Source organism: Prescottella agglutinans (assembly GCF_004011865.1).
GTDB lineage: Bacteria > Actinomycetota > Actinomycetes > Mycobacteriales > Mycobacteriaceae > Prescottella > Prescottella agglutinans.
In genome coordinates this window covers 279,820-298,300 of record NZ_RKLP01000008.1, presented here as the reverse complement: position 1 = coordinate 298,300, position 18,481 = coordinate 279,820, and the positions used below count along the sequence as shown (strand labels likewise).

The 18,481-nt window shown below is 69.5% G+C and carries 15 protein-coding genes; 6 read left to right on the top strand and 9 right to left on the bottom strand.

Features of this window, described 5'->3' with window-relative positions; genetic code table 11:
• Positions 1 to 4 precede the first annotated feature (4 nt).
• The 4 genes from EGT67_RS16995 to EGT67_RS16980 are packed head-to-tail and all read right to left on the bottom strand — an operon-like array spanning position 5 to position 5,005.
• The gene (locus EGT67_RS16995; protein ID WP_127917244.1) at positions 5 to 1,615 is read right to left on the bottom strand and encodes a dipeptide ABC transporter ATP-binding protein; all 1,611 of its coding nucleotides are present in this window, start codon (positions 1,613 to 1,615) and stop codon (positions 5 to 7) included.
• On the bottom strand, positions 1,612 to 2,484 hold the full coding sequence (locus tag EGT67_RS16990) for an ABC transporter permease (protein WP_206612417.1): 873 nt from the start codon (positions 2,482 to 2,484) through the stop codon (positions 1,612 to 1,614). The genes EGT67_RS16995 and EGT67_RS16990 overlap by 4 nt, the downstream gene beginning before the upstream one ends.
• Entirely contained in the window at positions 2,477 to 3,403 is a 927-nt protein-coding gene (locus tag EGT67_RS16985) for an ABC transporter permease (RefSeq protein WP_127917243.1), read from the bottom strand. Before EGT67_RS16985 ends, EGT67_RS16990 begins: the two co-directional genes overlap by 8 nt.
• Before the next feature lie 3 nt (positions 3,404 to 3,406).
• A complete protein-coding gene (locus EGT67_RS16980; protein ID WP_127917242.1) occupies positions 3,407 to 5,005 on the bottom strand; it encodes a peptide ABC transporter substrate-binding protein in 1,599 nt (532 codons plus the stop codon).
• A 290-nt stretch (positions 5,006 to 5,295) separates the two neighbouring features.
• Between EGT67_RS16980 and acs the strand changes: the two genes are divergently transcribed.
• From acs to EGT67_RS16965, 3 genes are all read left to right on the top strand, one after another.
• Positions 5,296 to 7,224, top strand: a complete 1,929-nt coding sequence (acs, locus tag EGT67_RS16975) for an acetate--CoA ligase (protein ID WP_127917241.1) — start codon at positions 5,296 to 5,298, stop codon at positions 7,222 to 7,224.
• Between the two features lie 337 nt (positions 7,225 to 7,561).
• Positions 7,562 to 9,892, top strand: a complete 2,331-nt coding sequence (locus EGT67_RS16970; protein WP_127917240.1) for an ATP-binding protein — start codon at positions 7,562 to 7,564, stop codon at positions 9,890 to 9,892.
• A 169-nt stretch (positions 9,893 to 10,061) separates the two neighbouring features.
• On the top strand, positions 10,062 to 10,391 hold the full coding sequence (locus EGT67_RS16965) for a Zn-ribbon domain-containing OB-fold protein (RefSeq protein ID WP_241566080.1): 330 nt from the start codon (positions 10,062 to 10,064) through the stop codon (positions 10,389 to 10,391).
• Positions 10,392 to 10,478: 87 nt separating this feature from the next.
• Here the strand turns inward: EGT67_RS16965 and EGT67_RS16960 are convergent, their stop codons facing one another.
• Complete coding sequence (locus EGT67_RS16960; protein ID WP_241566079.1) at positions 10,479 to 11,210, bottom strand: DUF7507 domain-containing protein; 732 nt, start codon at positions 11,208 to 11,210, stop codon at positions 10,479 to 10,481.
• Positions 11,211 to 11,421: 211 nt separating this feature from the next.
• The gene (locus tag EGT67_RS16955; RefSeq protein WP_164877591.1) at positions 11,422 to 12,762 is read right to left on the bottom strand and encodes an MFS transporter; all 1,341 of its coding nucleotides are present in this window, start codon (positions 12,760 to 12,762) and stop codon (positions 11,422 to 11,424) included.
• A 316-nt stretch (positions 12,763 to 13,078) separates the two neighbouring features.
• Between EGT67_RS16955 and nhaA the strand changes: the two genes are divergently transcribed.
• From nhaA to EGT67_RS16940, 3 genes are read left to right on the top strand one after another with little or no spacing between them, the layout of a single operon-like run.
• Entirely contained in the window at positions 13,079 to 14,287 is a 1,209-nt protein-coding gene (gene nhaA, locus EGT67_RS16950) for a Na+/H+ antiporter NhaA (protein WP_127917237.1), read from the top strand.
• A gap of 57 nt (positions 14,288 to 14,344) precedes the next feature.
• Complete coding sequence (locus tag EGT67_RS16945) at positions 14,345 to 14,869, top strand: phage holin family protein (protein ID WP_127917236.1); 525 nt, start codon at positions 14,345 to 14,347, stop codon at positions 14,867 to 14,869.
• Positions 14,870 to 14,888: 19 nt separating this feature from the next.
• The gene (locus tag EGT67_RS16940) at positions 14,889 to 15,824 is read left to right on the top strand and encodes an alpha/beta fold hydrolase (protein ID WP_127917287.1); all 936 of its coding nucleotides are present in this window, start codon (positions 14,889 to 14,891) and stop codon (positions 15,822 to 15,824) included.
• Between the two features lie 24 nt (positions 15,825 to 15,848).
• Here EGT67_RS16940 and marP read toward each other — a convergent pair whose 3' ends face one another.
• The 3 genes from marP to EGT67_RS16925 are packed head-to-tail and all read right to left on the bottom strand — an operon-like array spanning position 15,849 to position 18,477.
• Entirely contained in the window at positions 15,849 to 17,039 is a 1,191-nt protein-coding gene (gene marP, locus EGT67_RS16935; RefSeq protein ID WP_127917235.1) for an acid resistance serine protease MarP, read from the bottom strand.
• Positions 17,036 to 17,815: an NUDIX hydrolase gene (locus tag EGT67_RS16930; protein WP_127917234.1), complete on the bottom strand. Its 780-nt coding sequence runs from the start codon at positions 17,813 to 17,815 to the stop codon at positions 17,036 to 17,038. Before EGT67_RS16930 ends, marP begins: the two co-directional genes overlap by 4 nt.
• Positions 17,812 to 18,477: a TlpA family protein disulfide reductase gene (locus EGT67_RS16925; protein WP_127917233.1), complete on the bottom strand. Its 666-nt coding sequence runs from the start codon at positions 18,475 to 18,477 to the stop codon at positions 17,812 to 17,814. The genes EGT67_RS16930 and EGT67_RS16925 overlap by 4 nt, the downstream gene beginning before the upstream one ends.
• Between the last annotated feature and the right edge of the window lie 4 nt (positions 18,478 to 18,481).

Genomic DNA, 18,481 nt, shown 5'->3' with positions numbered 1-18,481 from the left:
CCCGTCAGCGCCGCCGGCCACGCGGGATCGCGTCGAGCAGGCGGCGCGTGTAGTCGTCGCCGGGGTGCTCGAAGACCTCGTCCGCGGCGGCCGCCTCGACCACCCGGCCACCGTGCATCACCACCACCCGGTTCGCGATCCGGCGAACGACCGCCAGGTCGTGGCTGATGAACACGTACGTCAGCCCGAGGTCGCGCTGCAGTTCGTCGAGCAGGCGCAGGATCTGGTCCTGCACGACGACGTCGAGCGCGGAGACCGCCTCGTCGCACACCATCAGGTCCGGTCCGAGTGCGAGGGCCCGCGCGATCGCGACCCGCTGCCGTTGCCCGCCGGACAGCTCCGCCGGGAACCTGCGCGCGAGATCGGGCGGCAGGGCGACGCGGTCGAGCAGATCGCGTACCCGCTCCGCGCGCTCGCGGCGGTCGCCGATCCCGTGCACCCGCAGCGGCTCCTCGACGATCCGCTGCACCGAGTAGGTCGGGTCCAGGCTGCCGTACGGGTCCTGGAACACGGGTTGGACGCGGCGGCGGAACTGCCGCTCCCGTCGGCCCAGCGACGCGACGTCGGTGCCGTCGAACACGACCGACCCGCCGTCCGGTGGCAACAGTCCCAGCACCATGCGGGCGACGGTCGACTTGCCGGAGCCGGACTCCCCGACGATCGCCGTCGTCGTGCCGCGGGCGACGGTGAAGGAGACGCCGTCGACGGCGGTGACCTCGGTGTGGCGTCCGAGCTTCGCGGCGCGACGGCGGAACACCTTCCGCAGGTTGTCGACCACCAGCAGCGGGGGCGCCCCCGGCTCCGCGGGCGGTCGGGGCCGGGCCACGGAGAGGGACGGCGCGGCGGCCACCAACCGGCGGGTGTACTCGTCCTCCGGGTCGGTGAGGATCCGCTCGGCCGGACCGGATTCGACGACCCGCCCCTGGTGCATCACGACGACGTGCTCGGCCCGTTCGGCCGCGACACCGAGGTCGTGCGTGACGAGCAGGACGGCGGTGCCCAATTCGCCGGTGAGCCCGGCGAGGTGATCGAGGACCCGCTGCTGGACGGTGACGTCGAGCGCCGAGGTCGGCTCGTCGGCGATCAGCAGCCGAGGCCGGGCCGCGAGACCGATCGCGATGAGGACCCGCTGCCGCATGCCACCGGAGAACTCGTGCGGGTAGTGACCGGACCGGGCCGGGGCGTCGTCGAGCCCCGCCTCGGAGAGCAGCTCGTCGGCGCGCCTGCGGGCCGCGTTCCCCTTCGCGATCCCGTTGGCCTTCAGCGCCTCCCGAACCTGGAAGCCCACCTTCCAGACCGGGTTGAGGTTGGTGGCCGGATCCTGCGGCACGAACCCGATGCCGCTGCCGCGGATCCGGACGAACTCCCGCTGCGAAGCACCCACGAGGTCCGTGCCGGCGAACCCGATCCTCCCGCCGGTGACGCGCCCCGTCCCCGGCAGCAACCCGATGATCGCTTGCGCGAGTGTGGATTTGCCGGAGCCGGACTCGCCGACGACCGCGACCGTCCGGCCCGGGTACACCGTCAGATCCACCCCGCGCAGGGCATGCACCCGCGTCGGCCCCGACCCGAACGTGACGTCGAGCCCTTCCACGACGAGCAGCGGATCCGTCATCGTCGCCGCCTCGCGGTGGTCGGGTCGAGCGCGTCACGCAGGGCGTCGCCCAGGAGCACGAATCCCAGCACCGTGATCGCGAGCGCGCCTGCCGGGTAGAACAGGATCGGCGACCCGCGCCGCAGGGTGACCTGCGCGGTACTGATGTCGCCGCCCCACGAGACGGTCGTCGGCGGCAGCCCGATCCCGAGGAACGACAGCGTCGCCTCCGCGACTATGAACGTGCCGAGGGACATCGTGGCCACGACGATGATGGGGGCCAACGAGTTCGGCAGCACGTGCCGCAGCAGGATCGATCGATGGGACATCCCGACCGCCCGGGCGGCGAGGACGTAGTCGTTGGATTTGGCCGAGATGACCGCTCCCCGAGCGATTCTCGCCATCTGCGGCCACCCGAACAGGGCCAGCACCGCGACCACCGTCCAGATGGTGCGTGCGGCGAACAGTTGCATCAGCACGATGGCGGCGAGGATCAGCGGGATGCCGAAGAAGATGTCGGCGACGCGCGAGAGCAGCGAATCGGCCCAGCCGCCGTAGTAGCCGGCCAGCGCACCGAACACCACCCCGATCACCAGCACCGCTGCGGTCACGCACACCCCGACCGTGACCGACGGCCGCGCTCCGTACACGGTCCGCGCGTATATGTCGCAGCCCTGGCGGTCGAACCCGAACCAGTGCCCCGACCGCGGCGGCGCGAGACTGTCGGCGATGTTGCAGTAGCGCGGATCCAGATCGGTGAACAGCGACGGGAACACCGCGACCGCGACCACCACGAGCAGGATCAGGCATGCGACGAGGAACATCGGGCGGCGGCGCAGACGCCGCCACGCCGACGCCCACATCCCCTCCGCCCGCACCCGGTCAGACATAGCGGATCCTGGGGTCGAGGACCGCGTACAGCAGGTCGACGAGCAGGTTCGCGACCAGGTAGACGACGACGAGGACGCTGACGAACGAGACGACGGTGGGCGCCTCGCCGCGGATGACGGCCTGGTAGATCGTGCCGCCCACCCCGTTGATGTTGAAGATCCCCTCGGTCACCACCGCGCCGCCCATGAGGGTCGCGAGGTCGACCCCGAGGAATGTGACGACCGGGATGAGCGAGTTGCGCAGCACGTGCACACCGACGACCCGCGGCCGCGAGAGACCCTTCGCGGTCGCGGTGCGGACGTGGTCCGCGGTCAGTGTCACCGCGACGGACGTGCGGGTGAGCCGCAGCACGTACGCGAACGACACCGCGGCGAGCACGCACGCCGGCAACAGCATCCGGGAGAAGCTGGTGTCCGCGCCGACGGTGGGCGGCGCCAGCCCCCACCGGATGGCGACGAAGAACTGGGCCAGGAACCCGAGCACGAAGACCGGCACCGCGATCAGCACCAGGCTCAGGACCAGCACCGTGGAGTCGAACACCCCGCCCTGCCGCAGGCCCGCGATCAGTCCCGCGCCCACCCCGAACACGGTCTCGATCACGACGGCCATGACGGCGAGCTTCAGGGTGATCGGAAAGGCCTGGGCCAGAACCTCTCCGACCGGACGTCCCGAGTACGACGTTCCGAAGTCCAGCGTCACGATCCCCTTCAGGTACTCGAGGTACTGCACCAGGAACGGCTCGTCCAGGTGGTAGCGGGCCCGCAACTCCTCGGTGACGGCCGGGGTGAGGGCCCGGTCCCCGGCGAGCGCCGCGACGGGGTCGCCGGGCAGCAGGAACACCAGCGCGTAGATCAGGAACGTCGCCCCGAGGAACACCGGGATCATCTGCAGCACACGGCGGCCGGTGTATCGGAGCATGGTTCACTTCTTCTCGATCAGGTGGTACACGGGTACCCCGTCCCAGCCGAACCGGACGTTCGTGACGTACTCGGACCAGCCACCCGTGGCGTTGCGGTTCCAGTCGGGCACCGCCGGCAGGTCGCGCAGCAGGATCTCCTGCGCGCGGTCGATCAACTGCTGCGACGCGGCCGGATCCGTCGCGCCGGCCGACGCCCGCAGCAGGCGGTCGAACTCGGGGTTCGAGTACTCGCCGTCGTTCGAACTTCCTCCCGTCTGGTAGTTCTGGGCCAGAAAGCCGTACTGCTGCGGGTAGTCGGCCTGCCATCCGGACCGGAAGGCCGTCTCGATCGTCCGTTCGGTGACCTCGGTGCGCAGTTGCGCGAACGTCGGGTACGGGGCACCGCGCGCGTCGATACCGAGGGTGTTGCGGATGCTGTTGCACACCGCGTCCACCCAGTCCTGGTGTCCGCCATCGGAGTTGTAGGCGATCTGGAACGACCCGGACCACGGGGTGATGGCGTCCGCCTGCGCCCACAGTTCCCGGGCCCGGTCGGGTGCGAAGTCGAGATGTTCGGCCCCGACCAGATCCGGCCTCCACCCCTCGATCGCGGGGCTGGTGAAGTCGCGGGCCGGGGTCCGTGTGCTCGCGAACAGGCGCGCGGTGATCCGGTCCCGGTCGATCGCCTGCGAGATCGCCTGCCGACGCAGCCGACCCTCCTCACCGCCGAAGTGCGGCAGCCGACCCGGGATCGTGAACGTCTCGATCGTGGCGGACGGCTGGTTGACGGTGCGGCCCGGCAGATCGTCCTCGTACGTCTCGAGCGCGCTGGCCGGGACCCCGTCGAGCACGTCGAGGTTGTTCGACAGCAGATCGGTGTAGGCGGTGTCGAGGCCGCTGTAGAGCACGAACGTCACGCCGTCGTTGCGCGCCACTCGATTGCCCCGATAGTCGGGATTCGCGACCAGGTCGATGCGCACATTGTGTTGCCACGCATCGTCGTTCGCGAAGCGGTACGGGCCATTGCCGATCGGGTGCCGCCCGAAGGCGGTCATGTCCGCGTAGGCCGACTGCGGCAGCGGGTAGTACGCGGCGAACCCGAGCCGCCTCGGGAACGCCGACTCGGGCTGCTTCAGCGTGATCGTGAACGTGCGGTCGTCGACCACCCGCAGCCCCGACATCGTCCGCACCGCCGGATCGGCCGCGGCGACCTCGTCGTAGCCCTCGATCGGGTCGAAGAACGACGACTGCAGCTGCGCGTTGGTCGACAGCGCGCCGTAGTTCCACGCGTCGACGAACGAGCGCGCGGTGACCGGGGTGCCGTCGGTGAAGGTCCAACCGTCCTCGAGCGTCACCGTGTAGTGCTGCCCGTCGGCGCTCTCGATGGACTCGGCCACCTCGTTCTCGGTGACGCCGTCGGCGGTGTACGAGACGAGGCCGGCGAAGACGGCGTCGAGGACGCGGCCGCCGGTGTTCTCGCTCGTGTCGGTGGGAATCAGCGGGTTCTGCGGCTCGCCGCTCCACGCGTAGACGATCCCGGTGCCCGACGTCGTCCCGCCGGTGCACGCTGCGAGCACCGACACCACCACCAGCGCCACCGCGGCGGCGCGCGCGATTCGCAAGACAGTCCTCCCGCCGGCGGGGCACGCACGGTTGGTGCTGCGACGATAGCCAGCGGTGGACGTGGGCGCGGGCGGTCGACCGCGCACCCACCGGATCGGCACCCGTTCGAGGCCCGATCGCAACGAAGCGGCCGACCGCGCACCGTCGCCGACCGCCCGTCGCGCAGAATCGACCGATCGCCGCACACCGTGACCGCTCCACGGGAGGGAATCCTGCGACGCCGGTCACGTGTGACTACCCTCACACGTGCGACAACCGTCGATTTCGATCGGAAAGAAGGCAAGCCGAGATGACGAGCAGTGCTACCGACGCCCCCGAGGTGTACCCGCCCAGCGCGGAGTTCGCGGCCGCGGCGAACGCGGGCCCCGAACTGCAGGCCGAGGCCGACGGCAACCGGCTCGTGTTCTGGGACGCCCAGGCCCGGCGCCTGGACTGGGCGACGCCGTGGACCGAGGTCCTCGACTGGTCCGACGCCCCCGTCGCGAAGTGGTTCGTCGGCGGCAGCCTGAATGTCGCGTACAACTGCGTCGACCGGCACGTGCTGGCCGGCAACGGCGACCGCGTCGCCATCCATTTCGAGGGTGAGCCCGGGGACAGCCGGGACATCACCTACAGCGATCTGCTGGCCGAAGTGAGCCGCGCGGCAAACACTTTCACCGAGCTGGGTCTGGTCGCCGGCGACCGCGTCGCGATCTACATGCCGATGATCCCCGAGGCCATCGTGACGATGCTCGCGTGCGCCCGGCTGGGCCTGACCCACTCGGTCGTGTTCGCCGGATTCTCGGCGACCGCGCTGCGCTCGCGCATCGACGACGCCGAGGCCAAGCTCGTCGTCACCGTCGACGGACAGTGGCGTCGCGGCCAGGCGGCCCCGCTCAAGCCGGCCGTCGACGAGGCGGTCGACGGAGCGGCATCGGTGCAGAACGTGTTGGTGGTCAAGCGGACCGGCATCGACGTCGACATCACCGCCGGCCGGGACCTGTGGTGGCACGACACCGTCGAGAAGGCATCCGACCAGCACGAGGCGCAGCCCTTCGACGCCGAGCACCCGCTGTTCATCCTCTACACGTCCGGCACGACGGGTAAGCCCAAGGGCATCATCCACACCTCCGGCGGCTACCTGACGCAGGCGTCGTACACGCATCACAACGTGTTCGACCACAAGGCCGGGCAGGACGTCTACTGGTGCACCGCCGACATCGGCTGGGTCACCGGCCACAGCTACATCGTCTACGGCCCGCTGTCGAACGGCGTCACGCAGGTCGTCTACGAGGGCACCCCCAACTTCCCTGACGAGCACCGACACTTCCAGATCATCGAGAAGTACGGCGTCACGATCTACTACACCGCTCCGACCCTGGTGCGCACGTTCATGAAGTGGGGCCGCGAGATCCCCGACGCGCACGACCTGTCGTCGATCCGCCTGCTCGGATCGGTGGGCGAACCCATCAACCCGGAGGCGTGGCGCTGGTTCCGTGACGTCATCGGCGCCGGCAAGGCCCCGATCGTCGACACGTGGTGGCAGACCGAGACCGGCGCGATCATGATCTCGCCCCTGCCCGGCATCACCGCCACCAAGCCCGGTTCCGCGATGGCACCGCTGCCCGGCATCTCGGCGAAGATCGTGGACGACGAGGCCCGCGAACTCGGCGCCGGCGGCAGCGGCTACCTGGTCCTCGACCAGCCGTGGCCGGCGATGCTGCGCGGCATCTGGGGCGACATGGAGCGCTACAAGGACACCTACTGGTCGCGCTACGCCGAGGAGGGCTGGTACTTCGCCGGGGACGGCGCCAAGTACGACGAGGACGGCGCCCTGTGGGTGCTCGGCCGCGTCGACGACGTCATGAACGTGTCCGGCCACCGCATCTCCACGTCCGAGGTGGAATCGGCGCTCGTCGGGCACCCGTCGATCGCCGAGGCCGCGGTCGTCGGCGCCGCCGACGAGACCACCGGGCAGGGCATCGTCGCGTTCGTGATCCTGCGGGAAGGCGCCGACAACACGGGCGAGACGCTGATCGCGGAACTCCGCGCGCAGGTGTCCACCGAGATCTCCCCGATCGCCAAGCCCCGGCAGATCACCGTCGTGCCGGAACTGCCGAAGACCCGCTCCGGCAAGATCATGCGCCGCCTGCTGCGCGACGTCGCCGAGGGCCGCGACCTGGGCGACACCTCGACCCTGGTCGATCCCAAGGTGTTCGACGCCATTCGCGGCAAGTAACTCGCACTCCGAACGGGTGTCCCCCGGACCGTGACGGTCCGGGGGACACCCGTTCGACGTTTCCGAGCGGTTGCGTAAGGTCTGCCTCTGCGCCCCAAAGCCTTTCACGCACCGGACCGAAGTCCGACGCGAAGCTACCCGCCGAAATGCTGTCGAACGAGTCCGGGCCACGAAACGGACGGACGGCGTCGCGAAGCACCCGAATCAACGGTTTGTTCGCGATGCCCGTAGGCCGGCGGCGTGCCCGGTACCGATCGAACGGCCGACCGGCCAGGTCGGGCCTGCGGCCCGGTCGGCAGGCGTACCGTGACCTGAAGAGACCGAAAGAAGGTCACGGATGGCGTCCGCCGTGCGAGGCAAGGTCGGCAACCTGCCTCTCGATCTGACCAGTTTCGTCGGCCGGCGCCGAGAGGTGACCGAGACGAGACGGCTCCTCGCTGGATCGCGGTTGGTGACCCTGACGGGTATCGGCGGCGTCGGCAAGACCCGTCTCGCGCTGCGGGTGGCGGCCGAGTCCCGGCGGTCCTTCGACGACGGCGTGTGGCTGGTCGAGTTCGGAGAGCGGCACGATCCACGGCTGGTCGCGGAGACCGTGGCCGCGACCCTCGGCCTGCGCGAGCAGTCAGCAGTCCCCACCGTCCAGATCCTCACCGACTATCTCGGCCCCCGGAACCTGTTGCTCGTTCTCGACAACTGCGAGCACCTGATCGACGACATCGCCAAGCTCGCGGAGACCCTGCTGCGCGCGAACCCGGATCTGCGGATCCTGGCGACGAGCCGTGAACCCCTCGGGATCGGCGGGGAGACGGTGCTGCGGGTGCCGCCGCTGACCTTCCCGGTTCCCGACCGCTCGACCTCGGTGAAGTCGCTGGCCCAGTACGAGGCCGTGAACCTGTTCACCGAGCGCGCCGCCGCCGCGGTTCCCGGATTCGAGCTCACGGAGGACAACCGGGAGGCGGTGATCGCGATCTGCACGGAACTCGACGGACTCCCCCTCCCCATCGAACTCGCGGCCGCGCGACTGCGCGCCATGTCCGTCGACCAGGTGCGCGACCGGCTCACCGACCGGTTCCGGCTGCTCACGGGCGGCACCCGCGGCGCCCCCGACCGTCAGCAGACGCTACGGATGAGCATCGACTGGAGCCACGACCTGTGCACGGAGACCGAACAGGAATTGTGGCGCCGGCTCTCGGTCTTCACACAAGGTTTCGAACTCGACGCGGCCGAGGTGCTCGCGGCGGACGGCCTCGCCCCGCACGACCTGCTCGACCTCGTCACCTCCCTCGTCGACAAGTCGATCCTGATCCGCGAGGAACACGCCGGAATCGTGCGGTACCGGCTGCTCGAGACGCTGCGGGACTACGGACTCGAGCGCCTCCGCGAAGCGGGCGAATACGGCGAACTCCGCAGGCGGCACCGGGACTGGTACCAGGATCTGTTGCACCGCGCCGAATCGGAGTGGATCGGGCCGCACCAGCCGGTGTGGATCGCCCGGATCGGGCGCGAACGGTCCAACCTGCGCGACGCACTCGAATACTGCGTCACCGAACCCGGCGAGGCCGAGAACGGGTTGCGCGTCGCGAACAGGCTGTACCTGTTCTGGATCTCCCGCGGACTACTCACCGAGGGTCGGCTCTGGATCGACCGTGTACTCACCGCGCAGGGCGGAGAACCCACCCCGGAACGCGCAGAGGCGTTGGCGGCGGCGACCGTCCTGGCCGCGAACCAGGGCGACATCGAGACCGGCGCGTCGCTCATCGAGCAGGCGTACGACATCGCGGCCCGACTCGGCGATCCGAAGACCGACCTCGTCGTCGCGCACTCCGCCGGTCACCTCGAGATCTACTCCGGAGACCTGCCGGAGGCGATCCTGATACTGGGCGGCATTCTCGACACCGTGCGGGCCGGCAGCAACCGACTCATCCACATCACCACGCTCCTCGGCCTGGCGATGGCGTTTGCGACACTCGACGAACCGGAGAAGGCGTCCGAGTGCACCGCGGAAGTGCTCGCCATCACCGAGCCACGTGGGGAATCGATCTACCGGTCGTACGCCCTGTGCTCGAGCGGGCTCGCGATCTGGCGCCACCATCCCGATCGGGCCCGGCCGCTGTTCGAGCAGGCCCTACGACTGAGCGGCGGCGTCGACGACCTGCTCGGCGCCGCGATCTGCGTCGAGGCCCTCGCCTGGATCGCCGCCACGAGGGTCGAGTACGAGCGCACCGCGACGCTGGTCGGCGCCGCGGGTTCGCTGTGGCAGGCGGTCGGGAACCAGGGAATCGTCATCCCCGCGCTTCGGGAGAACCACGACGACACCGAGGACCAGGTCAAGCGGGCGCTCGGGGACCGCGCCTTCGATACCGCCGTCCGTCAGGGGGCGGCACTGACCCTCGACGAGACCGTCACGTTCGCCATCGAGGATCGACTCCCCCAGGAAGCACACGCCGAACGGTCCGCGACCGACCTGACCCCGCGTGAGCAGGAGGTCGCCGACCTCGTCGCGCAGGGCCTGACCAACAAGGCCATCGCCGACCAACTGGTCATCTCGCAGCGCACCGTCCAGGGCCACGTCGAACATGTCCTGGCGAAACTCGGATTCAACTCGCGCACCCAGATCGCCGCCTGGGTGGTCGAGCAGGGCAGGCAGGACCAGAGCGACGCCGTCTGACCAGGGATTTCGATCCGGCGGGTACGTACCCGTCAACGAAACAGGTATGGGCCCGGGTAGTTCTGCCCTCGTGGGGTGGCGCCCCGCTTGGAACTGTGGGAGTCGGACAAGCCCAAGCTTCCCTGAGTCGAGGTCTCCCATGCAGGATCAACGATCTACCGCCACCGAGATGGACGCCTTCACAATCGGCCGGTGCGACTGCTGCGGCACGCTGCTCGCTCCGGACGCCTCCGCGTGTTCGTCGTGCCGCGGCACCGAGATCAGCCGGACGCCGGCGTCCGGGAACGGCTCGATCGTGTCGTGGAGCGTCGTGGAGATCTCCCACGATCGGACGTGCACCGACTTCGCCCCGTACACGATCGCGATCGTCGCACTCGACGAAGGCCCGTGGACGTACGCGTGGATCGAGGAGGCACTCGACGAGAACCAGAAGCGCGCCCGCGTGCGGTACGAGCGAATGATCTCCGGCGAACGTTATCCGATGTTCGTCCGCCGCTAGGCGCGAACACCCGCCCTGGCACGGGCAGCACCTCGACGCAGACGAGTGGCCCGGGACGCGAAGTCCCGGGCCACTCGTCTTTCCCGGTCAGGGCCCTGCGGGGCTCGGCTCGTTCGGGTTCGACTCCTTCGGGCACGGCGGGATCAGGTACGGCACGATCGGGTACGGCGCGTCCTGGCACCGAGCGGCCGCGGGCGGTTGGTACGGAGTGCTGAGCGCCCAGGCGCCCACTGCACCGAGCGCGCCCAACGAGCCCAACGACCCCAGCCCCAGGGACCCGACGGCCAACGGCGCCAAAGCGAACAACCCTCCCAGCTCCGACGAACCCAGGGCCGCCGGCAGGAAGGCGCTTCCGGCAAAGTTGCCGGCGCAGTCCGTGACGACCGTTGCCGACGCCGGCGGCGACTTGACGGACATCTGCGGATCCTTGCCGGTCGCGACGGCCGTGTTGTTGATCGAGCAGGCGGCCTGGTCGGCGTCGGTCACGTCGTACGGGGCGGTACAGGTCGTCGACTGCCCCGACTGGAGCGTCGTCGACGAGCAGTCGGCCTCGGGCGCCCCGCCGGAACCCGTGAATACGAGTTCGGTCACGCCGATATCGGAGACCGTCGCCGCGCCGACATTGGTCACCAGGAACGTGTAGGTGACCGTGTCCCCCGACTGGAGGCCCACCTGCGGCGAGGCCGACTTCGTGAGGGTGAGGGCGCCGACGGCCGGCTGAGCGAGGCCGGTCGGTGCGAAGACCCCCGTTGTCAACGCAGCCAGGCCGGTGAGCACTGTCGTGACCAGAATTCGGAATGGTGCACCGAAATTACGCACGCTGGAAACTCCTTTTCGTCACATACGGGACAAATCGGGTTCGAACTCAGGTGCCGCGCATTACAAGCGTTTCGGAAGATACTGGAAATTCGCAATGAATGCGTGCGAATGAAACCGATGGAGATTCTTCCGACTACGGACAACCACCCGCAGGACGACGACGGGCACGTCCCCGCACCAGCGCGGAGACGTGCCCGTCGAAGACCGGACGTCAGACGTCGTCGAGTGACTCGTCCTTGGTCTCGCGCATGATCAGCAGCGAGACGAACGTCAGCGCGGATGCGATCAGCAGATAGATGCCGACCCAGCCGACGCCGTAGTTCTCGGCCAGCCACGTCGCGATGAACGGCGCGACCGCGGCGCCCAGGATGCTCGCGGTGTTGTAGGCGATGCCCGAGCCCGTGTAGCGGACATTGGTGGGGAACAGTTCCGGCAGCACGGCACTCATCGGGCCGAATGTGAGGCCCATCAGCACCATGCCGATGATCAGGAACACCAGCATCCGGGCGTCGCTCATGCCCTCGGCCGCGAGCAGGAGCCCGAACGTCAGACCGAAAACCATCATGGCGGCCGTGATGACGAGCAGCGTGATGCGACGGCCGAAGCGGTCCGCGAGCCAGCCGGCAACCGGGATGGTCGCCGCGAAGAACAGCACCGCCACCAACTGCAGCACCAGGAAGTCCCGGTACTGGAAGCCCGCACCGTACCCGCCGTCGGCGGCGGTCTTGCCGGTGCCGTAGCTGAGCACCCACGTCGTCATGATGTAGAAGAGCGTGTACGTCGCGAGCATCACGAACGTGCCGATGATCAGCTGGCGCCAACTGGTCTTGAAGACCTGCTTGAGCGGGGTCTTGACCTTCTCGCCGTTCGCGACGGCGCGGGCGAACACCGGCGTCTCCTCGAGCTTGAGACGCACGTACAGGCCGATCATCACCATCAACGCACTGAGCAGGAACGGGATGCGCCAGCCCCACGTGAGGAACGCGCTGTCGAGGTCCGGGTTCGAACTGCTGGTGTAGCCGAGCGCCAGCGTGAGGAGCAGGAACAGCCCGTTCGCGAAGAAGAAGCCGATGGGGGCACCCAACTGCGGCCACATCGCCGCCCACGCGCGCTTGCCGCTCTTCGCCGTCTCCGTCGCGAGCAGCGCCGCGCCGGACCACTCGCCGCCGAGGCCCAGGCCCTGGCAGAAGCGCATCAACGCCAGCAGCGCGGGCGCCCACAGGCCGACGGCGTGATAGGTCGGCAGCAGACCGATGAGGAAGGTCGCGATGCCCATCGTGAGCAGCGAACCGACGAGCGTGGCCTTGCGGCCGATCCGGTCACCGAAATGGCCGAAGAGGATCGAGCCGAGGGGACGGGCCACGAACGCCAGACCGAACGTCGCGAACGAGGCCAGCAGCGCCGTCGTGTCGTTGCCCTTGGGGAAGAACAGGTGCGGGAAGACCGATACCGCCGCCGTGGCATAGATGTAGAAGTCGTAGAACTCGATCGAGGTACCGACCATGCTCGCGACGACGATGCGACTGCGCGGCACCCCCGCGACCGTGTCCACCGCGTCGGCGCCTCTCGCTAACTCACCCTGTCCGCGCTCGGCGGACTCGACACCTTTGCTCACGTGACAATGCTCCTGCACAGATCCCTGCGGATTCCGGCGATCGGACGACCGGACCCGCGTTCCCGACATGTTCCACTGAGTGGAAGTTCGTCCCAAACCGTAGGAATTGAACACTCCGGTCGATCGGTGTAGCAAACGGCACTTTCCGACTGATCGGTTGCAAAGAACGCGTTAAGATCTCCTGAGGAGTGCCGGGAAGTCTGGTCGGCGATGCTTTGCCGTACCCGACGAAACCCCAGGTGAAAGGCTTTCCTTGATATCCGCCGCACGCTCCGAGCTGGCCCGCTACCTCCGCACCGAGACGGTGGGCGGTTCCATCCTCCTGATCGCCGCGGCCGTCGCTGTGCTGTGGGCAAACTCTCCCTTCGCCGACGCGTACACGGCGCTCCGCGACTGGCAGGTGGGCCCGAGCGCGCTGCACCTGAACCTCTCTCTCGGAACGTGGGCGCAGGACGGCCTGCTCGCGATCTTCTTCTTCGTGGCCGGTCTCGAACTCAAGCGCGAACTCGTCGTCGGCGAACTGGCCGACCGGAAGAAGGCGCTGCTGCCGATCATCGCGGCGTGCGGCGGCGTGCTCCTGCCGGCGATCATCGCGGCCACCGTCGGCGCCGGCGCGCCCGGCATGGACCGCGGCTGGGCCATCCCCGTCGCCACCGACATCGCCTTCGCGCTGGGTGTCCTGGCCCTCACGGGTTCACGGATCCCCGCCAGCGCCCGCGTCTTCCTGCTCAGCCTCGCCGTCGTCGACGACCTGATCGCGATCATCCTCATCGCGGTCCTCTTCACCGGGTCCATCGCCATGCTGTGGATCCTGTCGGCGGTCGCATGCCTGGTCGTCTACTGGTATGCGCAGCGCCGCCGGATCACCACCCCGTTCCTCTACGTCCCGCTGGCACTGCTCACCTGGTACAGCGTCCACGAGGCCGGCATCCACGCGACACTCGCGGGTGTCGCGCTGGGACTGCTCACCCGCGTCCGCACCGACCCGGACGAGGCGCACTCGCCCGCGACCCGACTGGAGCACCGTCTGCAGCCGTGGTCGGCGGCGGTGTGTGTGCCGCTGTTCGCGCTGTTCGCGTCCGGCGTCCCGATCAACGGGGACGTCCTGAGCCAGTTGTTCACCAACCGGATCTCGCTCGCGATCATCCTCGGACTGCTCGTCGGCAAGACCCTCGGCATCTTCGGGGTCTCGTGGCTCGCGATCCGTCTGGGCATCGCCACCAAGCCGCGTCTGCTCGGTTTCCGCGACATGTTCGCCCTGTCGGTGCTCGGCGCCATCGGGTTCACGGTTAGCCTTCTGGTGGCCGATCTTGCGCTCGCGGGTATCGGCGACGGCAGCGAAGCGGACATTGCGAAGGCCGCGGTGCTCTTGACATCGTTGGCTGCGTCACTGATCGGATCGGCGTTACTGTTGCGACGCGGACGGGTCCATCAGGCCCGCGCCGCTGCCACCGACACGTGAGAACCACTCACGAGTCGGAGCTACCAGCGCGCGAGAAGAACCTGGAGGGGTCGAGAAGTGAGCTTCACCAACGGCAATGGAGTCACGGGCGACGGCGGCCGATTCACCGGTGACGGGGTTCCGACGACGGTTTCCTCGATTCCCCTCACCGACCTCCACGACCCGCAGCACGCATCGATCGGCACCCTCGTCCGGGACGCGACCGCCCAGGTCTCGACGCTGTTCCGGGCCGAGGTCGAGCTCGCGAAGGCCGAGGTCACCAGCGAGGTGAAGAAGGGCCTGCAGGGCAGCCTGTTCTTCATCCTCGCGCTGTCCGTGCTGGTGTTCAGCGCCTTCTTCTTCTTTTTCTTCCTCGCCGAACTGATCAGCGTGTGGCTCGATCGTTGGGCGGCGTTCCTGATCGTCTTCGTGCTGATGCTCGTCGTCACCGGTGTCCTCGCGTTGCTCGGCTACCTGCGCGTCCGCAAGCTCCGCGCGCCGAACAAGACGATCGACTCGCTCAAGCAGGCCGCAACCGTGCTGCCGGGGCAGCGTCCCGACGCCGCCTCGCCGCTGGGCACGGGAACGGGCACCGCCGGCTGATCCAGCCGTGACCACACCAGTGACACAACCAGACCCGTCCACGGTCCGTTTCGACGGGCCGTGGACGCATCGTGACATCCACGCGAACGGCATCCGCATCCACATCGCGGAGGCGGGTCCGTCGCGTCCCGACGCCCCACTCGTCGTCCTGCTGCACGGGTTCGCCGACATCTGGTGGTCGTGGCGGCACCAGCTGACCGCCCTCGCCGACGCCGGCTTCCGCACCGTCGCGGTCGACCTGCGCGGGTACGGCGACACCGACACCCCTCCCCGCGGCTACGACGGCTGGACGCTCGCCGGTGACATCGCGGGCCTGATCCGCGCGATGGGCCACTCGAACGCCACCCTGATCGGGCACGCCGACGGCGGCCTCGTGTGCTGGGCGACGGCGCTGCTGCATCCCCGGCTGGTGAAATCGATCGGGCTGGTCAGCTCGCCGCATCCGATCGCGCTCAAGCGGGCGGTCCTGCGCGACCGCCGTCAGCGGGCGGCACTGCTGCCGACGTTCCTGGACTACCAGGTGCCGTGGCGACCGGAGCGGCGACTGGTCCGCGACGACGGCGCCGAGGTGGAGCGGCTGCTGCGGGCCCGGTCCGGGCCGGCGTGGCCGCAGTCCGACGAGTTCCCCGAGGTTGCGCGGCGGCTGCGGTCGGCGATGCAGATCCCGCGCGTCGCGCACTCCGCGCTGGAGTACCAGCGGTGGGCGTTCCGCAGCCAGTTCCGCCCGGACGGTCGCCGATTCATGACCGCGATGGATCACCGCCTGAACATCCCGGTCTTCCAGGTCCACGGCGAACTCGACCCGTACGTGCTGGCCGACACCGTCGAACGCTCCACCGTGTACGCGCCCGGCCAGCAGCTGTACCGCGTCGCCGGTGCCGGGCACTTCGCGCACCAGGAATCGCCCGACGAGGTCACCGCGGAACTGACGCGCTTCGCGCTCGCGTCGCGCTGACCACCCCGGGCGGACGGCGGGCCGTCAGACGATGCACACCCCGGTGCCGACCGCGGCCGTCGACCCGTTCGCCTGCTCGAGCTGCTTGGACACCTCGTCCGCGGTGAGCACGAAGCCGGTGTCGCTGTCGTCGACCGCGGCGCCGAACACGACGCCGAGGACGCGGCCCTGCTCGTCGACGAGCGGACCGCCCGAATTGCCCTGACGGATCGAACCGCGCACGGTGTACACCTCGCGCTCGACCGTGCCGGACCGGTAGATGTCCGGTCCGCGGAGGTCGAGGACCTCACGGATGCGGGCGGCGCTGGCGGTGTACGGCCCGCCACCGGGATATCCGAGGACGATCGCGTCGTCGCCCGTGCGCGCCTTCTTGGGCGCGAAGTCCAGCGGCGCGGCGGTCAGGCCGGGCACGTCGAGGATCGCGACGTCGACGGCCGGATCGAACACCACGACGCGGGCGTCGAGCGGCCCGTCGACGGTGTCGACGGTGACCGCGGACGTGCCCGCGACGACGTGGGCGTTGGTCATGACGCGTTCGGGTCCGACGACGAAACCGGAGCCTTCGAGCGCCTTCTGGCAGCTCGGGGCGGCGCCGCGGATCCGCAGCACGCTGCTCTGCAACTGCTGCGCGACCGGGCTCGCGAGCACGCTGGCGTCCGGCGGGTCGACGTTCGTGATCGGGGTGCGCCCGAACGGACCGATGACGTCGGGCAGGCCGGACGTGTCGAGCAGGGCCGAGAATTCGCTGGGCACCTCGCGCAGCCAGTCGGGTGCGACGTCGTCGACGGTGCTGAGCACCTTGGACCCGCGCACCGCGGTCGCGACGTTGGCCTGTGTGGACGTCGTGAGCGGGATCGCGAGGAGCCACGCCGCGACCAGCACCGCGACGAGTTGCAGACCCGCGCCGACGAAGCTGTCCACGCCCCGCGCGACGGGGCTGTGCATGACGCTGCGGGCCGCCCGGCCCAGCACCATGCCCGCGACCTCACCGATCACCACCAACACGACGATCAGGGCGATGCCGGCGAGCACCCGCATCCGGCCCTCGTCGACGTGGACGAGCACGTGCGGCGCGATGAGGATGCCGGCGACGGCGCCGAGCACGACGCCGAGGAACGCGAGCGCCGACGCGACCGCGCCGTGCCGCCACCCCGACGACGCCGCCAGCAACGCGACGAGAATCACGGCCAGGTCGATCCATGCGGATCCGCTCAACGCTCCCCCATTCCCCTCGACGGACGGTGCTGACCGGATTCGATCACGTCACCGTTCTCCGTCGCGACCCGGGTGAGCGTGACGTCGAGATCGCGGACGTCGTGGTGGTCCCACTCGAGTTCCCAGCCGGACACGGCGAACAGCCCCGCGAGCACGCCCGCGGTGAATCCCCACACCAGCATCCCGTCGACCTCGAAGGCGGGTCCCTGGTAGCCGGCGCGATGTCGCACCTGGAAACGGTTGTCCGGGTCGATCAGTTCCCGCAGCGGCACCCGCACGACGCGCTCGGCCTCGGCGGCGTCGACGACGCCGACCGGGCTGGGGTCGCGCCAGTACGCGAGCACCGGAGTGACGTCGAAGCCGGACGGCGGGATGAAGATCTCGGGCAGCGTCGCGAGGGGTTGGACGCCGCCGCGGAGCAGACCGGTCTCCTCCTCCGCTTCGCGCAGCGCGGTGTCGACGGGTCCGTCGTCCTCCGGGTCGGCGGCGCCGCCCGGGAAGGCGACCTGGCCGCTGTGCTGACGCATCGTCGACGCCCGCTGGGTCAGCAGGACGTCGGCGTCGGCGGGCAGACCCCCGACCGCGAGCGGATCGGACTCGATGGCTCCGCCGAACAGGACCAACACCGCTGCGGGACGCACCTTCGCCCCCTGCGGGGAACGACGGTTCAGGATCGGGTTGACGCGGTTGGGGTCGGCGGGGAGGGTGCGCGTCACCGCGCGAAGCCATTCGGGTGCCGCGTCGGGATCCAGCGGGTGCTGCGGGTGGAAGCTCATGCGGCGACGCCGAGGTACTGCTGGACGGCATCGGCGATCTCGTCGACGCTCCGGAACTGCTGCGGAAGGATCTTGGCGACCGTGCCGTCCGGGCGGATCAGCACCGACACCGGCAGCACTGCCGGGGAGCCGACGGCCGCCTGGACCCGGGCGGAGCCGTCCTGGACTCCGGGCAGGTGGACGTCGTACTCGGCGAGGCGGGCGAGCCCGTTGGCCTCGTTGGAATCGGTGTGCACCGTCATGACGGTAACCGCGTCGCCGACACGATCCGAGTATTGCTGCAGGTACGGCAGTTCCTCGCGGCACGGTCCACACCAGTAGGCCCAGATGTTGAGCAGCACGGGCTTGCCGGCGAGCGCGGCACCGAGGTCGACGCGGCTGCCGTCACCGAGGCACTCGAGCGTCATGCCCGCCAGCACCGAACCGTCCGGTGCCGGTCCGGCCGGCGCGGGGCACGGCGCGAGTTCGGCGTCCGCCCGCAGCGGGGCGAGCGCCTCCGGGGTGTCGGCGCCCCGGCGTTCCTGCGACGTCGACCGGTTCGCGCCGGGGTAGTCGGCGACGTCGGCGGCATCCTCGCCGCCGCGCGGCCAGATCGCGACGATCAGCGCCACCACCACGATGAGCGCGGCCAGACTCCACCGCGCTGCACTGGAAACACGCATACCT